General features: G+C 65.1%; 23 protein-coding genes. 3 read left to right on the forward strand and 20 right to left on the reverse strand.

Going from position 1 to position 23,137, the window contains the following annotated elements; translation table 11 throughout:
* Positions 1 to 27 precede the first annotated feature (27 nt).
* Positions 28 to 609: a DNA-3-methyladenine glycosylase I gene (locus BM197_RS09980; protein ID WP_090711020.1), complete on the forward strand. Its 582-nt coding sequence runs from the start codon at positions 28 to 30 to the stop codon at positions 607 to 609.
* A 24-nt stretch (positions 610 to 633) separates the two neighbouring features.
* On the opposite strand, the gene BM197_RS09985 is transcribed toward BM197_RS09980, so the two are convergent.
* The 13 genes from BM197_RS09985 to prmC form a co-directional block, all read right to left on the reverse strand.
* Positions 634 to 1,374 (reverse strand): YaaA family protein, encoded by a 741-nt coding sequence (locus tag BM197_RS09985; protein WP_090711022.1) that lies wholly within the window; start codon positions 1,372 to 1,374, stop codon positions 634 to 636.
* Between the two features lie 27 nt (positions 1,375 to 1,401).
* Entirely contained in the window at positions 1,402 to 1,665 is a 264-nt protein-coding gene (locus BM197_RS09990; RefSeq protein ID WP_090711024.1) for a F0F1 ATP synthase subunit epsilon, read from the reverse strand.
* A gap of 2 nt (positions 1,666 to 1,667) precedes the next feature.
* Positions 1,668 to 3,131 (reverse strand): F0F1 ATP synthase subunit beta, encoded by a 1,464-nt coding sequence (atpD, locus tag BM197_RS09995; protein ID WP_090711026.1) that lies wholly within the window; start codon positions 3,129 to 3,131, stop codon positions 1,668 to 1,670.
* 27 nt (positions 3,132 to 3,158) lie between these two features.
* The gene (locus BM197_RS10000) at positions 3,159 to 4,058 is read right to left on the reverse strand and encodes a F0F1 ATP synthase subunit gamma (protein ID WP_090711028.1); all 900 of its coding nucleotides are present in this window, start codon (positions 4,056 to 4,058) and stop codon (positions 3,159 to 3,161) included.
* A 3-nt stretch (positions 4,059 to 4,061) separates the two neighbouring features.
* A complete protein-coding gene (gene atpA / locus BM197_RS10005) occupies positions 4,062 to 5,699 on the reverse strand; it encodes a F0F1 ATP synthase subunit alpha (RefSeq protein ID WP_090711030.1) in 1,638 nt (545 codons plus the stop codon).
* Positions 5,700 to 5,750: 51 nt separating this feature from the next.
* Positions 5,751 to 6,545, reverse strand: a complete 795-nt coding sequence (locus BM197_RS10010; protein ID WP_090711032.1) for a F0F1 ATP synthase subunit delta — start codon at positions 6,543 to 6,545, stop codon at positions 5,751 to 5,753.
* Positions 6,545 to 7,096: a F0F1 ATP synthase subunit B gene (locus tag BM197_RS10015; protein WP_090711034.1), complete on the reverse strand. Its 552-nt coding sequence runs from the start codon at positions 7,094 to 7,096 to the stop codon at positions 6,545 to 6,547. Before BM197_RS10015 ends, BM197_RS10010 begins: the two co-directional genes overlap by 1 nt.
* A gap of 30 nt (positions 7,097 to 7,126) precedes the next feature.
* Positions 7,127 to 7,363: an ATP synthase F0 subunit C gene (atpE, locus tag BM197_RS10020; protein ID WP_090711036.1), complete on the reverse strand. Its 237-nt coding sequence runs from the start codon at positions 7,361 to 7,363 to the stop codon at positions 7,127 to 7,129.
* Between the two features lie 46 nt (positions 7,364 to 7,409).
* A complete protein-coding gene (gene atpB / locus BM197_RS10025; protein ID WP_090711038.1) occupies positions 7,410 to 8,207 on the reverse strand; it encodes a F0F1 ATP synthase subunit A in 798 nt (265 codons plus the stop codon).
* A 165-nt stretch (positions 8,208 to 8,372) separates the two neighbouring features.
* Positions 8,373 to 8,819: a Cg1360 family ATP-synthase-associated protein gene (locus BM197_RS10030; RefSeq protein WP_090711040.1), complete on the reverse strand. Its 447-nt coding sequence runs from the start codon at positions 8,817 to 8,819 to the stop codon at positions 8,373 to 8,375.
* The gene (locus BM197_RS10035; RefSeq protein ID WP_090711042.1) at positions 8,816 to 10,102 is read right to left on the reverse strand and encodes an MraY family glycosyltransferase; all 1,287 of its coding nucleotides are present in this window, start codon (positions 10,100 to 10,102) and stop codon (positions 8,816 to 8,818) included. Before BM197_RS10035 ends, BM197_RS10030 begins: the two co-directional genes overlap by 4 nt.
* A complete protein-coding gene (locus tag BM197_RS10040; protein ID WP_090711045.1) occupies positions 10,099 to 10,785 on the reverse strand; it encodes an L-threonylcarbamoyladenylate synthase in 687 nt (228 codons plus the stop codon). The genes BM197_RS10035 and BM197_RS10040 overlap by 4 nt, the downstream gene beginning before the upstream one ends.
* A gap of 92 nt (positions 10,786 to 10,877) precedes the next feature.
* Positions 10,878 to 11,750 carry a peptide chain release factor N(5)-glutamine methyltransferase gene (gene prmC / locus BM197_RS10045; RefSeq protein ID WP_090711047.1) on the reverse strand — a complete coding sequence of 291 codons (873 nt, stop codon included), beginning with the start codon at positions 11,748 to 11,750 and terminating at the stop codon, positions 10,878 to 10,880.
* A gap of 180 nt (positions 11,751 to 11,930) precedes the next feature.
* On the opposite strand from prmC, the gene cysK reads away from it, so the two are divergent.
* Together cysK and epsC are read left to right on the forward strand one after the other, a co-directional pair.
* The gene (gene cysK / locus BM197_RS10050; RefSeq protein WP_090711050.1) at positions 11,931 to 12,869 is read left to right on the forward strand and encodes a cysteine synthase A; all 939 of its coding nucleotides are present in this window, start codon (positions 11,931 to 11,933) and stop codon (positions 12,867 to 12,869) included.
* Between the two features lie 3 nt (positions 12,870 to 12,872).
* Positions 12,873 to 13,436, forward strand: coding sequence for a serine O-acetyltransferase EpsC (epsC, locus tag BM197_RS10055; RefSeq protein ID WP_090711052.1), 564 nt, complete (start codon positions 12,873 to 12,875; stop codon positions 13,434 to 13,436).
* A 150-nt stretch (positions 13,437 to 13,586) separates the two neighbouring features.
* Here the strand turns inward: epsC and prfA are convergent, their stop codons facing one another.
* The 7 genes from prfA to BM197_RS10090 form a co-directional block, all read right to left on the reverse strand.
* Positions 13,587 to 14,666 carry a peptide chain release factor 1 gene (gene prfA, locus BM197_RS10060; RefSeq protein WP_090711054.1) on the reverse strand — a complete coding sequence of 360 codons (1,080 nt, stop codon included), beginning with the start codon at positions 14,664 to 14,666 and terminating at the stop codon, positions 13,587 to 13,589.
* Between the two features lie 116 nt (positions 14,667 to 14,782).
* Positions 14,783 to 16,990 (reverse strand): transcription termination factor Rho, encoded by a 2,208-nt coding sequence (rho, locus tag BM197_RS10065; RefSeq protein ID WP_090711056.1) that lies wholly within the window; start codon positions 16,988 to 16,990, stop codon positions 14,783 to 14,785.
* A gap of 475 nt (positions 16,991 to 17,465) precedes the next feature.
* A complete protein-coding gene (gene thrB / locus BM197_RS10070; protein ID WP_090711059.1) occupies positions 17,466 to 18,395 on the reverse strand; it encodes a homoserine kinase in 930 nt (309 codons plus the stop codon).
* Complete coding sequence (gene thrC / locus BM197_RS10075; RefSeq protein WP_090711061.1) at positions 18,392 to 19,474, reverse strand: threonine synthase; 1,083 nt, start codon at positions 19,472 to 19,474, stop codon at positions 18,392 to 18,394. Before thrC ends, thrB begins: the two co-directional genes overlap by 4 nt.
* Before the next feature lie 2 nt (positions 19,475 to 19,476).
* Entirely contained in the window at positions 19,477 to 20,784 is a 1,308-nt protein-coding gene (locus BM197_RS10080) for a homoserine dehydrogenase (RefSeq protein ID WP_090711063.1), read from the reverse strand.
* The gene (gene lysA, locus BM197_RS10085) at positions 20,781 to 22,184 is read right to left on the reverse strand and encodes a diaminopimelate decarboxylase (protein ID WP_090711065.1); all 1,404 of its coding nucleotides are present in this window, start codon (positions 22,182 to 22,184) and stop codon (positions 20,781 to 20,783) included. Before lysA ends, BM197_RS10080 begins: the two co-directional genes overlap by 4 nt.
* Positions 22,185 to 22,326: 142 nt before the next feature.
* The gene (locus tag BM197_RS10090; protein WP_177216799.1) at positions 22,327 to 23,136 is read right to left on the reverse strand and encodes an LmeA family phospholipid-binding protein; all 810 of its coding nucleotides are present in this window, start codon (positions 23,134 to 23,136) and stop codon (positions 22,327 to 22,329) included.
* Position 23,137 lies beyond the last annotated feature (1 nt).

Raw genomic sequence — 23,137 nt, forward strand, 5'->3', positions numbered from 1 at the left:
AATTCCCGCCTCCGTGAAGGATCCGCTATGACCGTCCCGCCCTCGCTGCTCGTCGGAACGGATGCTCGCGCCCGCTGCGCCTGGGTCGGGACCGACCCCGAGTACCAGAGGTATCACGACGAGGAGTGGGGAACCCCTCTTCTCGGCGACCAGGCGGTCTTTGAGAAGATCAGCCTCGAGGGTTTTCAGGCCGGGCTGTCGTGGATCACCATCCTTCGTCGGCGCCCGGCGTTCCGGGCCGCGTTCGCGGACTTCGAGATAGACCGGGTCGCAGCGATGACTCCGGATGACGTGGAGCGACTTCTCCTCGATGCTTCGATCATTCGCCACCGCGGCAAAATCAACGCCGTGATCACCAACGCCCGCGTCACCCAGCAACTTGGAGAGAGCCTCTCGGACGTTCTCTGGAGCTTCCAGCCGGAGGCCGGACGGCCGCGACCGACGCGTCTCAGTGACATCCCGGCCATCACCCCTGAGTCCTCGGCCCTCAGCGCCGAGCTTCGGCGCCGAGGCTATCGGTTCGTCGGGCCAACGACGATGTACGCGCTGATGCAGTCTGCGGGTCTCGTCGACGACCATGTGGTCGGCTGCTGGCGCAGCGGCACCTGAGGTAGTCGCCGCAGACCGAGCGCGTCAAACGATGAGTGCAAGCTCCGTCGTTCCCGCCACACGCTCCAGGCGGAACCCCGCGGTCGGAGCCCACGCGAGAAGTTCGTCCGAACTCCCGAAGACGACACCCGACTGAACGATGGAGCGGGTGAATTCGCCCTTCGCCTTTTTGTTGAAGTGGTTGAGGGCGCGCCGTACGCCGCCCTCGCCTTCGGTCAGCACGCGAAGGAACGACGAGCCATCCGGAGCCGGCCCCAAACCGACGTACGCCTCCGAACGCAGGTCGAGCACAAACCCTTCCTCACCGGCGAGCGAAGTTTCGACAGCACTCCGCCAGTGCCGTTTCAACGGCCGGCCGGGCACGCGTGAATCGTGGGAGAGACGGTAAGCCGGAATCGGATCGAGGGAACCGACCGGACCGAGTAGCGCCGCGTGGATGACCAGGTGGCGGCCGGCGAAAGCTCGCTCCTCTGGGCTGAGGGATGCGGCGTCGAGGGCATCGAACAATACCCCGGTGTATCGATCGAGCGCCGGCATGGTCGGCGACTGCCACAGCAGCCGGTTCGTCTGTACCTCGGTGTGTTGCTTCGGACCCAATTTCAGCGCCGCTATCGCGGCATCCGTGTCGTGCGACAGGGCGACGACGTCTTCGGCAAGCTGGCGCCGCGCCTCGGTCAGCGCAGGGAAACGCAGGAGCTCCAGGGACAAAGAACGCCCCGTGCCACCTGCTTTCTTCGTCTCGGACGGAGGAAGCAGGATCAGCACGGGGCGTTACAGGGGCCTTGCGGCGAATTACTTGACGAGGCTGGCGTTGCCGGCCACGACGGTGACGGTGTTGTTGTCGACAGACAGGAATCCGTCGGCGGCGCGCGCGACGATCTTCTCGCCATTCTCAGCGGTCACGCGTACTTCACCCTCAGCGAGAATGGCAAGCATGGGCTCGTGGCCGGGGAGAATACCGATCTCTCCCTCAACCGTCCGGGCGACGACCATGGATGCGGCACCTGACCACACCTCCTGGTCGGCCCCGACAACACTGACCTTGAGCGACGCCATGCTTAGCCGTTCTCCTTCTGGATCTGTGCCCAGCGCTCTTCGACATCGCTGATGCCACCGACGTTGAAGAACGCCTGCTCTGCAACGTGGTCGAACTCGCCGTTGGCGATCGCCGAGAAGGACTCGATGGTCTCCTTGAGCGGAACCGTTGAACCCTCGACACCGGTGAACTTCTTCGCCATGTAGGTGTTCTGCGAGAGGAACTGCTGGATACGACGCGCACGGGCCACCGTGATCTTGTCTTCTTCGCTCAGCTCGTCGACACCGAGGATCGCGATGATCTCCTGGAGTTCCTTGTTCTTCTGCAGGATCGCCTTGACGCGGACGGCCGTGTTGTAGTGGTCGTCACCGATGTAGCGCGGGTCCAGGATGCGGCTCGTCGAGGTCAGCGGGTCGATCGCGGGGTACAGACCCTTCGACGCGATCTCACGTGACAGCTCGGTGGTCGCGTCGAGGTGTGCGAACGTCGTCGCCGGAGCCGGGTCGGTGTAGTCGTCAGCAGGAACGTAGATCGCCTGCAGGGACGTGATCGAGTGGCCACGGGTCGAGGTGATGCGCTCCTGGAGGATACCCATCTCGTCGGCGAGGTTCGGCTGGTAACCCACAGCGGACGGCATACGGCCGAGCAGCGTCGAGACCTCGGAACCGGCCTGCGTGAAGCGGAAGATGTTGTCGATGAACAACAGCACGTCCTGCTTCTGCACGTCACGGAAGTACTCAGCCATGGTGAGGGCCGAGAGCGCGACACGCAGTCGCGTTCCTGGCGGCTCGTCCATCTGGCCGAAGACAAGCGCTGTCTTGTCGAAGACGCCGGCTTCTTCCATTTCCATGATGAGGTCGTTACCTTCACGGGTACGCTCACCAACACCGGCGAACACCGACACACCACCGTGGTCCTGCGCAACGCGCTGGATCATCTCCTGGATGAGGACCGTCTTACCGACACCCGCACCACCGAAGAGACCGATCTTTCCACCCTGCACGTACGGGGTGAGGAGGTCGATCGACTTGATGCCGGTCTCGAAGAGCTCGGTCTTCGACTCGAGCTGGTCGAACGCCGGCGGCTTGCGGTGGATCGGCCAGCGCTCGGTGATCTCGATTCGCTCGCCCGGCTCGGCGTTGAGGACATCGCCGATGACGTTGAAGACCTTGCCCTTGGTGATGTCTCCGACGGGAACCGTGATCGGCTCACCCGTGTCGGTGACTTCCTGGCCACGGACGAGTCCGTCGGTCGGGTTCAGGGCGATGGCGCGGATCAGGTCGTCGCCGAGGTGCTGGGCAACCTCGAGCGTGAGGACCTGGGTCTCCCCCGCCATGTTGACGGTGGTCTTCAGGGCGTTGTAGATACCGGGGATCGCGTCGTGCGGGAACTCGATGTCGACAACCGGACCGGTGACGCGGGCGACGCGGCCGGTTGCGCCGGCCTTCACCTCACTCGTGTCCTGAGCGGTGGCAATGTCTGTCATGCTCTTCTTCTCTCTTCGTAATCTGCGTTACTTGGCGGACGACAGTGCGTCTGCGCCGCCGACAATCTCGGAAATCTGCTGGGTGATCTCGGCCTGGCGTGCGTTGTTGCGCAGCCTGGTGTACGTCGTGATGAGCTTGTCCGCGTTATCACTCGCCGAGCTCATCGCCTTCTGCGTAGCCGCGTGCTTCGCAGCAGCCGACTGAAGCAGGGCGTTGAAGATACGGCTCTCGATGTAGACCGGCAGGAGCGCGTCGAGCACGCTCGCCGGGTCCGGCTCGAACTCGTAGAGCGGAAGGACTGTCTTGTCGTCCGGCTCTTCGACACCTTCGACGACCTCGAGGGGCAGCAGGCGGACGACCTCGGGAACCTGGCTCATCATGCTGACGAGGCGGTTGTAGACGATGTGAATCTCGTCTACGCCGCCTTCGGATGCGTCCAGGACGAACTTCTCCAGCAGTGCAGCGCTGATCTCCTGCGCTGTGGCGAAGGTGGGGTTCTCGGCCTCACCGATCCACTGACGCTCTGATGGGCGTTTGCGGAATGCGAAGTAGCCGACCGCTTTGCGCCCGTACAGGTAGAAGACAACGTCCTTGCCCTGGCTCTTGAGCAGCTCGGCGAGTTCGTTCGCTTCGCGCAGGACCTGCGAGTTGAAGGCACCGGCGAGACCACGGTCGGACGCAAAGATGACGACGGCTGCCCGTTCGATCTTCTCCGGCTCAGTGGTCAGCACGTGGTCGACGTTGGAGTACGTCGCCACGGCTGACACCGCGCGGGTGATTGCCCGCGAATAGGGCCCGGATGCCGCAACGCGCGCCTGTGCTTTCGCAATGCGCGAGGCGGCGATGAGCTCCATCGCCTTCGTGATCTTCTTGGTCGTCTGCGCAGATTTGATTTTCTGCGTGTAGACCCGAAGTTGAGCACCCATTACTTATCGACGTCCCTTGACGATCTTTTCCTGATTGACGTCTTCAGCCGGGAGCTCCGTGAACTGCTCGGAGCCTGGACCGCTGAGGGGCTTGCCCGCACCGGTCTGGAACTCCTGCTTGAACTTGTCGACGGCAGCATCGAGCTCGTCGACGATGTCGTCGCTCAGCACGTTGGTGTCGCGGAGCTTGGTGAGAACCTGGGTGTTGCGGCCGAGGTAGTCGTGCAGTTCGCTTTCGAACCGCAGGATGTCTTCGACCGGTACCTCATCGAGCTTGCCCTTCGTGCCGGCCCAGATCGAGACGACCTGGTTCTCGACGGGGAACGGCGAGTACTGCGGCTGGCGCAGCAGCTCTGTGAGGCGGGCGCCACGAGCGAGCTGGCGACGGCTCGCTGCGTCGAGGTCGGATGCGAACATCGCGAATGCCTCGAGGGAGCGGTACTGTGCGAGCTCGAGCTTCAGTGTTCCTGAAACCTTCTTGATGCTCTTCACCTGGGCGTCACCACCGACTCGCGACACCGAGATTCCCACGTCGACTGCTGGACGCTGGTTGGCGTTGAACAGGTCGGACTGGAGGAAGATCTGGCCGTCGGTGATCGAGATCACGTTGGTCGGGATGTACGCGGAGACGTCGTTCGCCTTGGTCTCGATGAGCGGCAGGCCGGTCATCGATCCTGCGCCGAGCTCGTCGGAGAGCTTTGCGCAACGCTCGAGAAGGCGGGAGTGCAGGTAGAAAACGTCACCGGGGTATGCTTCGCGTCCCGGCGGGCGACGCAGCAGCAGCGAAACGGCGCGGTATGCCTCAGCCTGCTTCGACAGGTCGTCGAAGACGATAAGGACGTGCTTGCCGCCGTACATCCAGTGCTGGCCGATGGCCGAGCCGGTGTACGGAGCGAGGTACTTGAAGCCTGCGGGGTCAGAGGCAGGAGCAGCGACGATGGTCGTGTATTCCATGGCGCCGGACTCTTCGAGTGCAGCCTTGATGGCGGCGATCGTCGAGCCCTTCTGGCCGATGGCGACGTAGATGCAGCGAACCTGCTTGTTGACGTCGCCGGAGTCCCAGTTGGCCTTCTGGTTGATGATCGTGTCGATCGCGATCGCCGACTTACCCGTCTGGCGGTCACCGATGATCAGCTGGCGCTGGCCGCGGCCGATCGGGATCATGGCGTCGATGGCCTTGATGCCGGTCTGCATCGGCTCGTGCACGCTCTTACGCTGCATCACGCCTGGGGCCTGCAGTTCGAGGGCGCGGCGGGTCTCCGCTTTGATCTCGCCGAGGCCGTCGATCGGGGCACCGAGCGGGTCGACCACACGGCCGAGGAACGCGTCGCCGACCGGGGTCGAGAGCACCTCTCCTGTGCGGGTGACTTCCATGCCTTCGACGATGCCGCCGAATTCACCGAGGACGACAACGCCGATCTCGTCTTCATCGAGGTTCTGCGCGAGGCCGAGGGTTCCATCCGCGAAACGGATGAGCTCGTTGGCCATCACGCCAGGCAGACCCTCAACGTGGGCGATGCCGTCACCGGCGTCGGTGACGTATCCGACCTCGGTGGTGGTGGCCTTACCCGGCTCGTAAGCCGTGACGAAGTCCTTGAGAGCATCCCGGATTTCGTCGGGGCTGATCGTAAGTTCTGCCATCTTCTTCCCTATCTGTGTGGGGACGAATGTCCCCTACGTTGTCTACTGGCGCTAGCCAGCAAGCTGAAGTCTAAGTTCGCTGAGGCGTGAGGCGATACTGCCGTCGATGACGTCGTCGCCGACCTGCACGCGCAGGCCTCCGATGACGCTCGGCTCGACGATCTGGTTGAGTCGGATCTTGCGACCGTACTGCGCCGCCAGCCCGTTTTCGAGCCGCTCGACCTGGGCGGTTCCGAGCGGGAAAGCGCTGGTCACGCTTGCGATGATGTAGCCCTGCTGGTCAGCGATGACGGATGCCGCGTGGCGGAGAAGCTCTCCGATACGGCGTCCACGGGGCTGCAACACGATGTGCTTGACGATCTCCGCGGTCTCGACCGAGCCCTTGCCGGTGAGGAGCTTTTCAACGAGCGCGCTCTTGGAAGCCTGCCCGCCGAGCTTGGAGCCGAGCGCGAGCTCGAGTCCGGCGTCCGATGACACCAACCGGCTGAAAGCGAAGAGCTGGGCGTCGAGGCGGGCATCGGGCCCAGCGGCGACGGCAGCGGCCCGAAGGCCGAGTTCTTCGATTCCGCCGAGAAGGTCGTCAGCGCTCGACCAGCGTGCGGACACGATCTCCCGGAGGAGGTCGAGCGCCTGCGCGCTGAGCTGCGAGCCGAAGACGCGGTCGATGATCGACGCCTTCACGCTGCTCTCGGCCGACGGGTCGGCGAGGAGCGAGCGCAGCTGGCCCGACTCACCGATAACCCGGCCCGCTGCGAAGAGATCCGTAGCGGTGGTCAGGTCGATTCGCCCGGTGTCTGACAGTGCCTTCCTCGACGACGCGAGAGCTTCCCGAGTTGCGCTTCCCATTACTTGGTTGCCTTCTCCGAAGCTTCGAGTTCAGCAAGGAAACGATCCACGATGGCGGTCGCCTTGGCGTCATCGGCGAGGGTCTCACCGATGACGTTGCCCGCGAGGTCGATGGCGAGCGTGCCGACATCGCTCCGGAGGGAAACGAGCGCTGCCTGCCGTTCGGCTTCGATCTGCGCCTGCGCGCTTGCCGTCACTCGCGCAGCTTCGAGCATCGCCTGGCTCCTGGCCTCAGTGACGATCTGCTTGCCGTCCTCACGAGCGGACTCGCGGATACGGCCTGCCTCCTGGCGTGCCTCTGCGAGCTGAGCGGTGTACTGCTCGAGAGCGGCCTCAGCCTGGCGCTGTGCTTCATCTGCCTTGGCGATGTTGCCTTCAATGGCGGCAGAACGCTCTTCGAGCATGGTCTGCATCTTCGGAAGAACGAACCTCCAGAAGAGTGCCAACAGGATGACGAAACACACCGCCGACCAGAAGATGTCGTAGAGCTCGGGGATCAGAGGGTTCTTGGTAGTGCCCTCTTCAGCCGCCGCAACGAGTGCGTGTAGCATCTTGCCTCCTTACGAGGGTGAAAGAGAGGTCTAGGCCGTGAAGATGAAGTAGGTGGCGATGCCGATGAAGGCGAGCGCCTCGGTGAAGGCGATACCGATCCACATCAGGACCTGCAGGCGGCCAGCCAGCTCAGGCTGACGAGCGACACCCTCGATGGTCTTTCCAACGACGATGCCGACGCCGATGGCGGGGCCGATCGCTGCGAGACCGTAACCGACCGTCGCGATGTTTCCGTTGATCTCGGCGAGAACGGTTGTTGCGTCCACGTGATGTTTCCTTCCGTGATGAAAAAAGCTGGCGGTTGCCGGCTTCTTAGTGCTCTTCAGCTACCGCGAGCTGAATGTAAACCGCGGTGAGCAGGGTGAAGACATATGCCTGGAGCAGTGCGACCAGGATTTCGAACAGGGTGAAAGCGAACCCGAAGGCGAAGGTGACCGCGCCCATGGCGATGAACCATCCGCCGAGCGTGAACACGAAGAACTGGGTCGCCGCAAAGAACAGGACGAGGAGCAGGTGGCCGACGACCATGTTCATGAGGAGTCGGAGCGTCAGCGTCACCGGACGGATGATGAAGGTCGAGATGAACTCGATCGGGGTGACGATGATGTACACGGGCCACGGCACACCGGTCGGGAAGAGGGAGTTCTTGAAGAACTTGCCCGGGCTTTTCTTGATGCCGGCGTAGATGAAGGTGACGTAGGAGATCGCGGCAAGCACGAGCGGCACACCGATGACAGACGTTCCCGCGATGTTGAGGCCCGGGATGATGCCCGTGAAGTTCATGGTGAAGATCATGAAGAACATCGTGGTGAGTAGCGGCAGGAACCGCTTACCGTCGACCTTGCCGAGGAGGTCTTCTGCGATGTTGACCCGCACGAAGTCGAGCGCCATCTCGATGAGGCTCTGGAACTTGCCTGGCACGATCTTCATGTTCCGCGTGCCGAGCCAGAAGACGATCACCAGCGCGAGAACAGCGAGGAGGCGGATCAGCATGATCCGGTTGATGTCGAATCCGGTGCCCTCGAACAAGACGATGTCCGGGAAGAATTCCATGATCGACGGCCCGTGGAAGGTCCCGTCGTCGGTTGAGGTCTGAACCAGTAAGTTCACAGCGTTAGCTAACAGCGCGCTCTCCTGTTTCGGGCGTGGAGCTTAGCTCTCGCGACGACGAACGGTGGGAAGTGCCCGACGCACATACTTCTTGCGACATGTTCGGGCGGGGAATCTTCGATAACACTATCAAACGATGCGTTACGCGACGAATTGAGAGCCGCTTTAATTGGGCCGTTTCTCGTCACCGGGAAGAGTGACGTCGCTGACATACGGCATTCGGGACTTCGACACGATGATCACGTCAACCGTGAGCGCCCCGATCACACCGGCGATGATGCTCAGGAAGAGCACCGTGGGGTTGATCCACGGCTGGTCCTTGAGGAGCACCGCAAGAACGAGGAACAGGACGAACTTGATCAGCCAGCCGCCCATCACGATGCCGAAGAAGATCGGCACGAAAAGGTCGGTTCCGAACCAGCGGTTCGCGAAGAGGATGCTGGCGGCCGTAATGCCGAGGAAGACGATCGACATCGCGGTGCCGATCAGTGCGCTGGTCAGGCCGCGGTTGCCGTCGACCAGGTAACCCAGCCCACCGCCCACCACAGCGATGGCGAGCGCGAGGAGGCCGCCCCACTTGAGGCTGGCTCGAAGGATCTCTGCTGACTTCATCGGGGTTCCTTGTCTGGGGTTTCGAGGTTCTCAATGGCCACGGGTGCGTAGCGGTTCCGTTCCTCCGATGCCTCGTCGAGCGGGTCGAACACCGCGAGCGTGTCTGCGCGGCCCGTTCCTTCCGGGGCGGCCTGCGCACGGATCTCCGCTGACTTGCGACGGCCGAGCGGGGCGAGGGTGAAGACGGTGCAGACGACCACACCGACCACGAGGAAGCCAAGGCCGAACCAGTATGGCTGGAACACGAAGAACAGGAGGCACGACAGCGCGATGACGGTCGTCCACGCGTAGAAGATGAGCACTGCATGCAGGTGTGAGTGACCCATGTCGAGGAGACGGTGGTGCAGGTGCATCCGGTCAGCGCTGAACGGCGACTTCCCCGCCCGAAGCCGCCGGATGACGGCAAGGGCGAAGTCGACGAGCGGCACGATGAGAATCGCGAACGGCAGGATGATCGGGATGAACGCACCGATGAGCTGGCTGCGTCCGACTCCCCCGCCACTGGCCGGGTCGGCGTTGAGGGCGGACGGGTCGATCTGGCCGGTGATGGCAACGGCGCTCGTGGCCATCAGGAGGCCCACGAGAAGCGCCCCCGCGTCGCCCATGAACATCTTCGCCGGGTGCCAGTTCATCGGCAGGAATCCGGCGCACGCTCCCACGAGGACGGCGGAGATGAGCAACGAGAGGTTGAAGAAGGTGGACTGCCCGAGGTCGCGGACGAGGAGGTAGCCGTAGACGAGGAACACCCCGTTGGCGATGAGCCCGACACCGGCGACGAGACCGTCGAGCCCGTCGATGAAGTTCACCGCGTTCATCACGAGAACGATGGCGAATATGGCCAGGGCCGCGGACATCCATGACGATCCCACGGTGAGTCCGCCGATCGGCAGGGAGTAGATCTGCACCCCGAGCCAGGCGATGAGCCCGGCGGCCATGAACTGGCCGGCGAGTTTGATCATCCAGTCGAGGTCCCAGAGGTCGTCTGCGATGCCGATGAGCACGATGATGAGCGAGGCGCCGAGGATGGCCAGGATCGACCCGGGCGGGTTGAAGGTCTGCTCGAAGAACGGGGTCACCCGGGAGATGAGGTAGGCGAGGCCGAATGCGGCGACCACGCCGATGAACATGGCCACCCCGCCGAGTCGCGGTGTTGGCCGCGTGTGTACGTCCCGCTCGCGGATGCCCGGGTAGAGCTTGTAGCGCAACGCCACCTTGTAGACGATGAGCGAGAGGACGAACGTGATGAGCGCTGTTGCGAGGGCGATCAGGGCGTAGAGGATCATGCCGTTGACACACCGTCGACGGCCGCTGGGTCGTCGAGCAGGTCACCGAGGACGTCCCGCAGTTGCGAGCGCGTGATCGCCCCTTCGCGGAGGATCGTCACCGTTCCGCCGGGGGCGACGAGAGCTGTGGCGTCGACGATGGTGGATGCGGTCGACTCGCTCGTTCCGCCGTCGAGGTAGACGTCGACGGAGTCCCCGAGCATGTCCATCGCTTCCTGCGCCGTGGTGGCTGCGGGCTTCCCGGTGAGGTTTGCGCTCGAGACCGCGAGTGGGCCGGTCTCCTCGAGCAGTTCAAGGGCGATGCGGTTGTCCGGCATCCGGACGGCGACGGTTCCGTCGGTGTCTCCGAGGTCCCATGCCAGTGAGGGCTGCGCCGGCAGGACGATGGTGAGTCCCCCAGGCCAGAACGCGTCGACCAGCGTGCGGACAGCATCCGGAATCTCGGCGGCAAGGGCCTCGAGCGTCGCGATCCCCGGCACGAGCACCGGCGGCGGCGACTGACGGGTGCGACCCTTGGCGTCGAGCAGCTTCTGTACTGCGGCCGGCGAGAATGCGTCGGCGGCGACTCCGTAAACGGTGTCGGTGGGGATCACGACGAGTTCTCCTTTGCGCACGGCGGCACGAGCGAGGCGCATGCCGGTGAGGAGGTCGGAATCCTGGGAGCAGTCGAAGAGGCGAGACATCGCGCCAATTCTAACCCGGACCCGGTGGGAGGATTCCGGGAACCGTGCCCTGTTCTCGAATCGATACCGCTACGGCCGGGTGAGCGGGCAGGCTAAGCCCGAAGTGCCGTCGTGGTTCGGTCTCGCTGAGTGAGGTCGCGGAACGTCGCCGCAGCCCGCCAGCCGTCGCGGGTAAGGATGTCGCGGATCGCTTCGCCCTGCAGCTCACCGTGCTCGAGAATGAGGGTTCCGCCCGGCCGGAGCAGCCGGGCAGCCGTCTCGGAGAGCTGGCGGACGACGTCGAGGCCGTCCTCTCCCCCGTACAGTGCCGCAGCCGGGTCGAAGAACCGGACCTCCGGATCCCTCGGGATCGCGGCATCCGGTACGTATGGCGGGTTGGAGATCACGACGGATGCCGCCCCGTCGAGCTCGGGAAACGCTCCGGCCAGGTTCTCGAAAACGAGGGTGGCATTCGGAGCAGCGGTCTCGGTGAAGTTCTGCCGGGCCCAGAGGAACGCGTCGACGGAGTTCTCTGCGGCGTAGATACGCGCGTTCGGGACCTCTGTGGCCATCGCCAGCGCGATAGCGCCTGACCCGGTGCCCAGGTCAATGCCGATTGGTTCAGGGTCGGGCACGGAACGCAGGGCGTCGATCGCGAACTGGACGACCTGTTCTGTTTCGGGCCGGGGCACGAACACCCCAGGGCCGACGGCGAGGTAGAGCGACCGGAAGGCGGCCCGCCCGAGAATGTGCTGGAGCGGTTCACGCTGTGCGCGCCGCTCGGCGAGGAGCGTGACAGTCTCGGCCTGCGCATCCGTGACCGGTCGGCCGGTGAGGGCCGCGGCCTGGACCTCTCCTCGGCCGATGTCGAGGACGTGTCCGAGAAGGAGTTCGGCGTCGACGTCGGGGTTCGCGACGCCTGCCTTCGCCAGGAGCTCGGTCATCGCGGTGGCGAGCGTGCCGACGGTTGCTGTTCTCGGAGTCATGAAAGTGCCGGGCCTGCCTGTGGGGTAAGGCGGATAGGGAAAGCCGCCGGTTCCCGAGCCTACCCGGAGGTTTTCGCGGCGCATCCGGAATGACACACAGCCATGAGCGGTTGCACCGGGCAATAGGCTGTAATCCCGTCGACTGCGCCCAGCGCAGACCATAACCCAAGGAGCATATACGTGGCCGGAAAGATCTATGCCAATATCACCGAGGCGTTCGGCAACACCCCGCTTGTTCAGCTGAACCGCGTGACCGATGGCGCTGAGGCCTCCGTTCTGGCGAAGCTGGAGTACTACAACCCCGGGTCGAGCGTGAAAGACCGCCTGGGCGTCGCCATCGTCGACGCCGCGGAGGCCGCAGGCGCATTGAAGCCCGGCGGAACCATTGTCGAAGGAACCAGCGGCAACACCGGCATCGCCCTCGCGCTCGTCGGCGCCGCCCGTGGGTACAAGGTGATCCTCTCGATGCCCGCGTCGATGAGCACAGAGCGTCGTGTCCTGCTCCGCGCATTCGGCGCTGAGCTCGTGCTCACCGAGCCGGCGCTCGGCATGAAGGGCGCTGTCGCTGCGGCCGAGGAGATCGTCGCGTCGACGCCAGGAGCCATCCTCGCCCAGCAGTTCGCCAACGAAGCCAACGCCGAGATCCACCGCAAGACGACGGCAGAGGAGATCTGGCGCGACACGGACGGCGACATCGACATCTTCGTCGCCGGCGTCGGCACCGGCGGCACGATCACCGGTGTCGGCCAGGTCCTCAAGCAGCGCAAGCCTGAGATCCAGGTCGTTGCTGTCGAGCCGATCGACTCCCCCATCCTCAACGGTGGTGCCCCCGGCCCCCACAAGATCCAGGGCATCGGTGCGAACTTCGTGCCTGAAATCCTGGACACGACCATCTACGACGAGGTCATCGACGTCAGCTTCGAGGACTCCGTGCGCGTCGCCAAGCGACTGGCCGCAGAGGAAGGCATCCTCGCAGGAATCTCGTCCGGTGCGATCATCTGGGCGGCGCTCGAACTGGCGAAACGGCCGGAGAATGCCGGCAAGCGCATCGTCGCCATCGTCTGCGACACCGGGGAACGGTACATCTCGACGCCGCTCTGGTCGGATCTCGTCGACTAAGCGATGCCGGTTCTGTCCCGAATCCGCGAAGACATCGCGGCCGCGCGCGTGCACGACCCTGCCGCGCGCAGCTCGGTGGAGATTTTCCTTACCTACTCCGGCCTCCATGCCATTTGGGCGTACCGGCTGACGTCCAGGCTGTGGATGCGTGGCGCACGGATGCCGGCGCGCATTCTGTCGCAGTTCACCCGGTTCCTGACCGGGGTCGAGATCCACCCTGGTGCCGTCATCGGCCGGCGGTTCTTCATCGACCACGGCATGGGTGTCGTCATCGGCGAGACGGCTGAGATCGGCGACGACGTCATGCTGTACCACAGCGTCACGCTCGGCGGGAAGTCGAAAGGCAGGGAGAAGCGCCATCCGACGCTCGGGAACGGTGTGCAGGTGGGAGCGGGCGCCAAGATCATCGGCCCGATCCTCGTGGGCGACGGCAGTATCGTCGGCGCGAACGCGGTCGTGACGAAGGATGCCCCGGCGATGTCGCTGCTCGTCGGAGTTCCGGCGGTCGCGCGTCGGCGTGAGCCGGGGAAGACCTACGGGTTCACCGAGCCGGAGTACCACATCTAGGTTTCTTGGGGCGGGTTCAGTATGCGCCAAGGCACCTCTCGCGGCGACTTTAGAGCCATTTGCACGCATCGAACCGCTATGCCGCACACACAGAAAAACCGGTCATTCCTAAGAATGACCGGCTTTTCCGTCTGCGGTTGCGAGTGAAGGTCAGCCCTGGTCTCCGATGTCGGCCAGGCGGGCCTCCTCGTCGGCACGGATGGCCGAGTCGATCAGCGGATCGAGGGCGCCATTGATCACAGCGTCGAGGTTGTACGCCTTGAAGCCGGTGCGGTGATCTGCGATCCGGTTCTCGGGGAAATTGTACGTACGGATGCGCTCGGACCGGTCCATCGTGCGGATCTGCGTCTTGCGCTTGGCGCTGTCGAGTTCGGCCTGCTCCTCCTGCTGGCGGGCGAGGATCCGGGCGCGCAGCACGCGCATACCGGCCTCACGGTTCTGCAGCTGGCTCTTCTCGTTCTGCATGGCCACGACGATGCCCGTCGGCAGGTGGGTGATGCGCACGGCGGAGTCGGTGGTGTTGACCGACTGGCCACCAGGACCACTCGAGCGGTACACATCGATCTTGAGGTCGTTCTGGCTGATCTCGACCTCTTCGGGGGCGTCGACCTCCGGGAAAACGAGCACACCGGTGGTGGACGTGTGGATGCGACCCTGCGACTCGGTCGCCGGAACACGCTGCACGCGGTGGACGCCACCCTCGTACTTGAGGTGCGCCCAGACCCCCTGCGACGGGTCGCTGGCGTTGGACTTGATGGCAACCTGGACGTCCTTGTAACCACCGAGGTCGCTCTCGGTGCGTTCGAGGAGCTCGGTCTTCCAGCCCTTCGACTCGGCGTAGTGCAGGTACATCCGCAGCAGGTCTGCCGCGAAGAGTGCGCTCTCGGCGCCGCCCTCTCCACCCTTGATCTCCATGATGACGTCGCGGCCGTCATCCGGGTCGCGCGGGATGAGCAGCCGGCGGAGCTTCTCCTGCGCCGTCGCCATGCCCTCTTCGAGGCCGGGCACTTCGGCAGCGAACGCGTCGTCTTCCTTCGCGAGCTCGCGGGCTGCCGCGAGGTCCTCCTGCGCCTGAAGCCACGACGAGTGCGCCGCGAGAATCTTCGACAGCTCGGCGTAGCGCCGGTTGATCTTCTTCGACCGGGCAGGGTCAGCGTGTACTGCCGGGTCGGCCAGCTGTTCCTGCAGGTCCTTGTGCTCGTCGATCAGTACCGATACCGATTCAAACATTTCTCATCCGTCCTTTGCGTTTCATCCTGCCACCCGCGTCATGACAAAACCCGCCTGCCCCGGCATCCGACTCGAGAGGAGTCGTACGCCGGAGGCAAACGGGTTCGTCAATTCAGCTAGCGGTGGTCGCGCTCGTGGTCGTGGCTGCGGCCGGTGCCTGCGACGGGCGCCGGCATCGTCTTCTGCATCTGGACGAGGAACTCGACGTTGGACTGGGTCTCCTTGAGCTTGCCGAGGACAACCTCGAGCGCCTGCTGCTGGTCGAGACCAGCGAGGGCACGACGCAGCTTCCAGGTGACACGGACTTCGTCTGCTCCGAGCAGCATCTCCTCACGACGTGTCGACGACGCGTTGACGTCGACAGCCGGGAAAATGCGCTTGTCGGCCAGCTGGCGCGACAGGCGGAGCTCGGAGTTGCCCGTGCCCTTGAACTCTTCAAAGATGACCTCGTCCATCTTGGACCCGGTCTCGACGAGCGCCGTCGCGAGGATGGTGAGCGAGCCACCGTTCTCGATGTTGCGCGCGGCTCCGAAGAAACGCTTCGGCGGGTACAAAGCGGATGCATCGACTCCACCGGACAGGATGCGTCCTGAGGTCGGCGCAGCGAGGTTATAGGCACGGCCGAGGCGGGTGATCGAGTCGAGGAGCACGACAACGTCGTGCCCGAGCTCCACGAGGCGCTTCGCACGCTCGATGGCGAGCTCGGCAACCGTGGTGTGGTCCTCAGCAGGACGGTCGAAGGTGGAGGCGATGACCTCACCCTTCACTGTGCGCTGCATGTCGGTGACTTCCTCGGGGCGCTCGTCCACGAGGACAACCATGAGGTGGACCTCGGGGTTGTTGATCGAGATGGCGTTGGCAATCTGCTGGAGCACGATCGTCTTGCCGGCCTTGGGCGGTGCGACGATGAGGCCGCGCTGGCCCTTGCCGATCGGGGCGATCAGGTCGATGATGCGCTGCGTGAGCTTGCCCGGCTCCGTCTCGAGCCGCAGGCGGTCCTGCGGATAGAGCGGGGTGAGCTTGCCGAACTCGACGCGGGCTGCTGCCTCGTCGACGCTCTGGCCGTTGACCGAGTCGACCTTGACGATCGCGTTGTACTTCTGGCGAGCGTTGGTGTCGTTCTCACGGGGCTGGCGAATCGCGCCGACCACGGCGTCACCCTTGCGCAGGTTGTACTTCTTGACCTGCCCGAGCGACACGTAGACGTCGTTCGAACCGGGCAGGTAACCGGAGGTCCGCACGAACGCATAGTTGTCGAGGACGTCGAGGATGCCGGCGACGGGCAGGAGCACGTCGTCGTCGGAGATCTCCGGCTCAAAGTCAGCGTTGTCGGTTCCGCCGCGGCGCTTGCGGTCGCGGTACCGGTTGCGGCCGTTACGGCTGCCGTCGTCCTGCTGCTCGCGCTGCTGGTCACGGTTGCCATTACGGTCGCCGCCCTGGCGGTCGGCGTCGCGCTCGGGAGCCTGGCGGTCGTTGCGGTCGTTAGTGGCGTTGCCCCCACGGTCGTTGTTGCGGTTGCGGTCGTTCTGGCCGCCCTGCTTCTCGTCCGTGGCCTGGGCCTGGTCGCTGCTCCGGTTGCGGTTGCGGTTGCGTCCGCGACCCTGACGGGGCTCCTGCGAGGAGTCGTCGGACTCGCCCTGCTCGGAAGCTGCGGTCTCGAAGCTTGCCGATTCCTCAACCTGCTCCGAGGTTTCGGTCTCGGTACGCTCGCCTCTTGAACCGCGTCCACGCCGGTTGTTCTTCTTGGGACGCTGTGCGCCCGCCTCGTCGCCGGACTCGCTCGGCTTCTGCTCGGCGGGTGCCGATTCTGCCGACTCCGTTGCGACGGCATCCGGTGCCTCAGCATCGGGTGCCTGAGCCTCCGGTGCCTGAGCCTCTGTTACCTGAGCCTCTGTTACCTGGGCGGCCGGAGCTTCAGCGACGACGCCTTCGGGTGCCACGACGGATGCGGCCTCTTTCGCGGACTGGGTCGTCGCACGCCGCGGTGCACGCTTCCGTGCCACGGGAGCTGACTGCTCCGCAGGAGTCTCTGTCTGCGGCTGTTCGGCCATGATAGCCGGGGCCTCGACGACGGCGGCCACTTCGGCCTGCGACGGAGCTTCAGCCGGCGCCTCGGCGCCTGCCTCGGAAACGACGGGCAACGTCGCCCCGTCGACCTCGGCAGCGGCCTGAGCCTCTGAGATCTTCTCCACGAGTTCCCCCTTGCGAAGTTTGGATGCGCCCTGAATACCCCACTGGCTGGCAAGCAGCTGCAGGTCTGAGACCTTGAGGGAGGTCAGGTTTGCGCCTGATTCCGTATCGAAACGGATATTGACATTGGTCACTGAAAGTGGGTTCCTTCCCCCTGAACCGTGGGATACACGTCAGGAGAGCACATCGCGTTGGCGGGAGCGTCCGTCAGATTGACTCGCACCCCGCACGCCGTGTGTGCCCTAGAACAAGAGACGCACAATGCAGTCGGCGATGGCGTTGGGTTTGCAGAAATCACCCGAAGGCCAGATTTGCCATTCGGCTTGCCTGTCGGGATCAAGCCAACTCTACCACTTCCGCAATGACGCCCTGAACCCCTCGAACGGGGTTGCAGAACGGCCAACGAGCGGTTAGGTCAGGAGATGGCTGGGGGTCGCCGTCTTTTTGTGCAGCTAGCTATCGTCGAGAAACGACGTGGTTGCGGTTCGCCGTCATGTTCTCGAGACTCTCACGTCGGGAGAACAAGACGGCTGGGGATAGCCGTCTTGTTATGCAGATTGCCTTAGTAGGGGCTGCCGCCTTTCGCATCGCTTCGCGATGCGCGTCCGTTCACGCGTCGCGAAGCGACGTGTGAACGGACGCGCCCTTAACATCCACGGCCAGCAGCATGCTCTCCCACGGCGATTTCGATTCGCGAGCGACGAGTTCCGCTGCTTCGAGCCGCTGGCCGGGGCCGTCGGCAAGGACAAGCACCGACGGGCCTGCGCCCGAAACGACGGCGGCGTGACCGTGCGAACGCAGGAGCGTCACCAGACGGTCGGTCTCCGGCATGGCGGATGCCCGGTAACTCTGGTGCAGGCGGTCCTCTGTGCCAGCGAAGAGCAACTCGGGGCTCTGGGTGAGCGCGGCAATCAGGAGTGCCGACCTGGACACGTTGAAGACGGCATCCTCGTGCGGCACGCTGGCCGGCTGGAGGCTTCGGGCGACCTTGGTCGACAGCGTGTGCTGAGGGACGAGGATCAGCGGCGACACACCGCGGTGGACGAGAAGCTTCTTGTGCTGGGGACCCGCTTCTTCGACCCAGGCGATCGTCAGCCCGCCGAAGAGGGCCGGTGCCACGTTGTCCGGGTGCCCCTCCAATTCGGTCGCGAGCCGCAGGAGCGTGTCGGTGTCGATGTCGACGATGCCTTCGAGCAAGCCCTGCGCAGCGACGATCCCGGCGACGACGGCAGCACCCGATGATCCGAGACCCCTGCCGTGGGGGATGACGTTGTGTGCGACGAGGTCGACACCGGGAACCGACTGGCCCATCGCCTCGAAGGTGTGGGCGAGCGCACGGACGACGAGGTTGGACGCGTCGGTTGCGACGACGGACTCGCCGACGCCCTGGATCTCGACGAAGGCTCCCGGCTCCTGGCGAACGGTGACGGTGACCTCGTCATAGACGCTGAGCGCGAGGCCGAGCGTGTCGAAGCCCGGCCCGAGGTTGGCCGATGTGGCCGGAACGCGAACCGTGACGGAGCGGCCCGTCAGGCTCACGCGGAGCCCTTGGCCAGCCCGAGGACGCTCGCGACCTCGTTGACGTCCACCGGGACGATGGTCGGCGCGATGTCGCCGCCCTCGGCGTTACGGAGCGCCCACTGCGGGTCCTTGAGGCCGTGGCCCGTGACGGTCAGCACGACCGTCGCCCCTGCGGGAACAAGACCGGCTTCCGATCGTTCGAGCAGGCCGGCGACGCTGATCGCTGAGGCGGGCTCGACGAAAATGCCGACCTCGGTCGACAGGATGCGCTGCGCGGCGAGGATCATGTCGTCCTCGATCGCGCCGAAGTAGCCGTCGGTCGCCTCGCGTGCGGCGACTGCGAGGTCCCAGGATGCCGGGTTTCCGATGCGGATGGCGCTTGCAACGGTCTCCGGGTTCTTTACGACGTTACCGCTGACGAGCGGCGCGCTGCCCGCAGCCTGGAATCCGAACATCCGGGGCAGCTTCGTACTGATGCCTCGTTCGAGTTCTTCGGTGTAACCGCGCGTGTATGCGGTGTAGTTGCCGGCGTTGCCGACCGGGATGAAGTGGAAGTCGGGCGCGTCTTCGAGCACTTCGACGATCTCGAATGCGGCCGTCTTCTGGCCTTCGATCCTGTCGTTGTTGACCGAGTTCACGAGGTGGACCGGGTAGTTAGCCGAGAGCTCGCGAGCGATGTCGAGGCAGTCGTCGAAGTTGCCCTGGACCTGGATGAGCTGTGCGTTGTGGGCGATGGCCTGGGCAAGCTTGCCCATGGCGATCTTGCCCTCAGGGACGAGGACGGCGGCGGTGATCCCGGCGTGGGCTGCGTACGCTGCCGCGGACGCCGAGGTGTTCCCGGTGGAGGCGCAGATGACGGCCTTTGCTCCAGCCTCAACCGCCTTCGACACCGCCATGGTCATGCCGCGGTCCTTGAACGAACCGGTCGGGTTCATGCCTTCGTACTTGACCCAAACCTTCGCGCCGGTGCGGGCGGAGAGTGCTGCCGCGTAGATGAGCGGCGTTCCGCCCTCACCCAGGCTGATGATGGGGGTCTTTTCGGTTACGTCGAGACGGTCTGCGTACTCGTGCAGAACTCCGCGCCACTGCTTCGCCATCTTTAGACTCCTTCAACTCGTAGAACACTGACAACTGAATTCACAACGTCGCTGGCTTTCAGCGCTGCGACGGTGGCCTGGAGCGCGTGCTCGCGCGCCGCGTGTGTGCCGATCACGAGGAAGGCGGTGCCGCCCTCCTCCGGGTCGATCGTCTGCTCGACAGTCTCGACCGAGACGCCGCCGTTGGCGAAGGTGGTCGCCACCTCGGCAAGGACGCCCTGCAGGTCGTTCACCCGCAGTGTGATCTGGTACTTGGTGATCACGTCGCCGATCGGCAGCAGCGGAAGGTCGGCGTGGGTGGACTCACCGAGGCCCGGACCGCCGGCGATGTGGCGGCGGGCGGCCGAGACGAGGTCGCCGAGGACAGCGGATGCGGTCTGGACTCCCCCGGCGCCTGCCCCGTAGAACATGAGTGGCCCTGCTGCTTCGGCTTCGACGAAGACCGCGTTGTTTCCGCCGTGCACGGCGGCCAGCGGATGCTCGCGGGCGACGAGAGCAGGATAGACGCGTGCCGAGATCCCCTCGGTGCCGTCGGCGGCGGTGATCCGCTCGGCGATGGCCAGCAGTTTGATGACGTAACCGGCGGTGCGGGCAGCGTCGATCTGCGCCGGCGTGATGTCGGCGATGCCCTCACGGTAGACGCCGTCGGCGGGGACGGTGCTGTGGAACGCGAGGCTGGCCAGGATGGTGGCCTTCTGGGCGGCGTCGTAACCGTCGACGTCGAGGGTCGGGTCGGCCTCGAGGAAGCCGAGTTCGAACGCCGTCTTCTGGGCGTCTTCCATGCTGTCGCCGAACCGGTCCATCCGGTCGAGGATGAAGTTGGTCGAACCGTTGACGATGGCGAGGATGCGTTGAACGTTGTCGCCGGCGAGGCTGTCGCGCAGCGGCCGGATGATCGGGATGGCTGCGGCGACGGCCGCCTCGTAGTAGATCTCCGCGCCGACCTGTTCGGTGGCGTCGAAGAGCTCGGAACCGTGGGCCGCGAGCAGCGCCTTGTTCCCTGTGACGACATCCGCTCCGGCGTGGATCGCCTGCAGAATGAGCGAGCGGGCCGGTTCGATACCGCCGATGAGTTCGATGACGATGTCCGCCCCGACGACGAGCGATTCAGCATCCGTGGTCAGGAGTTCACGCGGCAGTTCGACATCGCGGCCGGCGTCGATGTCACGGACGGCGATCCCGACGAGTTCGAGCCTCGCGCCGGAGCGGGCGGCGAGCTCGTCACCGTGGGCAAGGAGCAGCCTCGCCACCTGGGAGCCGACGGAGCCAGCGCCGAGCAGCGCCACTCGGACAGTGCGGTATTCGGTCATCGTGCATCCAATCCGGCGTCGCGCGCCAGCAGGTCGGATTCGGTCTCGCCGCGGACGATCACGCGGGCGACTCCGTCTTTGACGGCGACGACCGGCGGGCGTCCCAGGTAGTTGTAGTTGCTCGCAAGCGACCAGCAATAGGCGCCGGTCGCAGGTACCGCGGCGAGGTCGCCCGGCGCCACGTCGCCTGGCAGGTAGTCGTCCTGGACGACGATGTCACCGGATTCGCAGTGCTTGCCTGCGATGCGGACGAGCACCGGTTCCGCATCGGACGTGCGGCCTGCCAGCCGGACTGAATAGTCCGCGCCGTAGAGAGCAGGTCTCGCGTTATCGCTCATTCCGCCGTCGACGCTCACGTAGCGCCTCGTCGCTGAACCGCCGGCAGCCGTCTGCAGCTCGACGTCCTTGGTCGTTCCCACCTCGTAGAGTGTGAACGTGCTCGGGCCGATCACGACCCGGCCGGGTTCGAAAGCGACTCGTGGGATGGGCACGCCGAGGCGGTCGCACTCGGTGGCGACGATCCGTGCGATCTCGCGGGCGAGTTCGTCGATCGGGGTGGGGTCGTCTACGTCGGTGTATGCGATGCCGAACCCGCCGCCGAGGTTCAGTTCGGGCACAGGACCGGCAGCGAGGAGGTCGCGGTGCACGGCGAGCAGCCGGGCGGCGGACTCGGCAAACCCGTCCGATCCGAAGATCTGCGAGCCGATGTGGCAGTGCAGGCCGAGGAACTCGAGCGAGTCGAAGCTTCGAACGGTCGCGACGGCGTCTGCGGCGTGTTCGAGTGGGAGTCCGAACTTCTGGTCTTCGTGCGCCGTGGCGAGGAACTCGTGGGTGTGCGCGTGAACGCCGCTGTTGACCCGGAGCCGGACCCGCTGCTTCCGTCCGTGACGCTCAGCAGCTGCCGCGACTCGCGGGATCTCCTGGAGGCTGTCGAGCACGATGGCGCCGATGCCGGCTTCGACCGCACGGTCGATCTCGGCGAGCGACTTGTTGTTGCCGTGGAGGCCGAGGCGTGAGGCGTCGACACCGGCAGCGAGGGCGACGGCGAGTTCACCGCCGGAGCAGACGTCGATGTTGAGCCCGGCCTCGGTGACCCAGCGCGCCACCTCGGTGCAGAGGAACGCTTTTCCGGCGTAGTAGACGGTGGCCGAGCTGCCGACGGCGGCGAACTCGCGCTGGAACGCGGCGAGGACGCCTGCGGCGCGGTCGCGGGCATCCGTCTCGTCGACGACGTAGACGGGAGTGCCGAACTGTGCGGCGATGTCGGGCGCTGAGACGCCGGCGACGGTGAGTTCGCCGGTTGCCGCCCGGGAGACGGACGCAGGCCAGACTGCTTCGGCGAGGGCGTTCGCATCGTCGGGCGCGTGCAGCCATGACGGGGCGAGTGGGTGAGAAGCCACGGCAGGAACCAATCGTGCGGAGGGGGAACGTACCGCGCGGGTAGGCGGTGGAAACAGTTCGATTCTACTGAGGCTCGTGGCCCTGTCGTGAAATTGTGGCACGCGACGTATGCGGGGCAGGGTATCCAGCCCACGGCATCCGTCAGGCGGGGCACTCCCCCAGAGAGCTCAGAGAGCTGTCAGAGAGGGTGACGTCCGATGCGGCAAGGGAGAGGGTCGCGACGCCGTTCTCGACTTCGATGGACGAGATCGAGACGCCCACCGGAAGCTTGTCCGCCAGGCAGAGGCGTACGGGTTCCGAGACCACCCTGTCGACAATGCCGGACAGGTCGAGGGCGCCAGCGGCTGTCGTCACCTCGGCTCCCTGCGGGGTGACGAGCAGGTCTGTGCCGTCGGGGCTCAGGTCAGCGGTGACGACGTAACCGATGGGCACACCGAACACCGACGTGGATCCTTCGTACCCGATCGTGCCGTCGCCAAGAGTGATCGCCGCGTCGTTGTCGGGAAGGGTGAGCAATTCGTTGAGCGCTGGTTCGTCGAGCGTGACCGTCGCGTCGATGTCCTCCACAGCGGCTTTGAGGTCGATCGGAACCCCGAGGGCGGTCACCGTCATCTTTTCGACGGGGATGGAATCGAAGCTCAGGTCGTCGGAGGTGAGGGTGACCTGCTCCATCCGCCCGCTGAGGAGCTGGAGGAGGACCCAGTCCCCGGCGATGTCCACATCCACCGTGCCGTCGACGTTTGAGGGCAGGTTCGACTCGGCGGCAGCGGCTACCGTGTCCTCGACCACGCCACGGGTGATGTACTCAGCGAGGAACGCGCCTGAAAGAACGACGAGGACGGCCACCACGAGGACGACGACGGCGGTGAGGGCCCGCCTGCGCGCCGGCTTCCGAACCGGTTCGCGACCGGATTCAGAGTCGTGCTGCAGTGCTGCCCAGCCGTCGGCCACG

This window comes from Mycetocola miduiensis (assembly GCF_900115155.1).
Taxonomy (GTDB): Bacteria; Actinomycetota; Actinomycetes; order Actinomycetales; family Microbacteriaceae; genus Mycetocola_A; species Mycetocola_A miduiensis.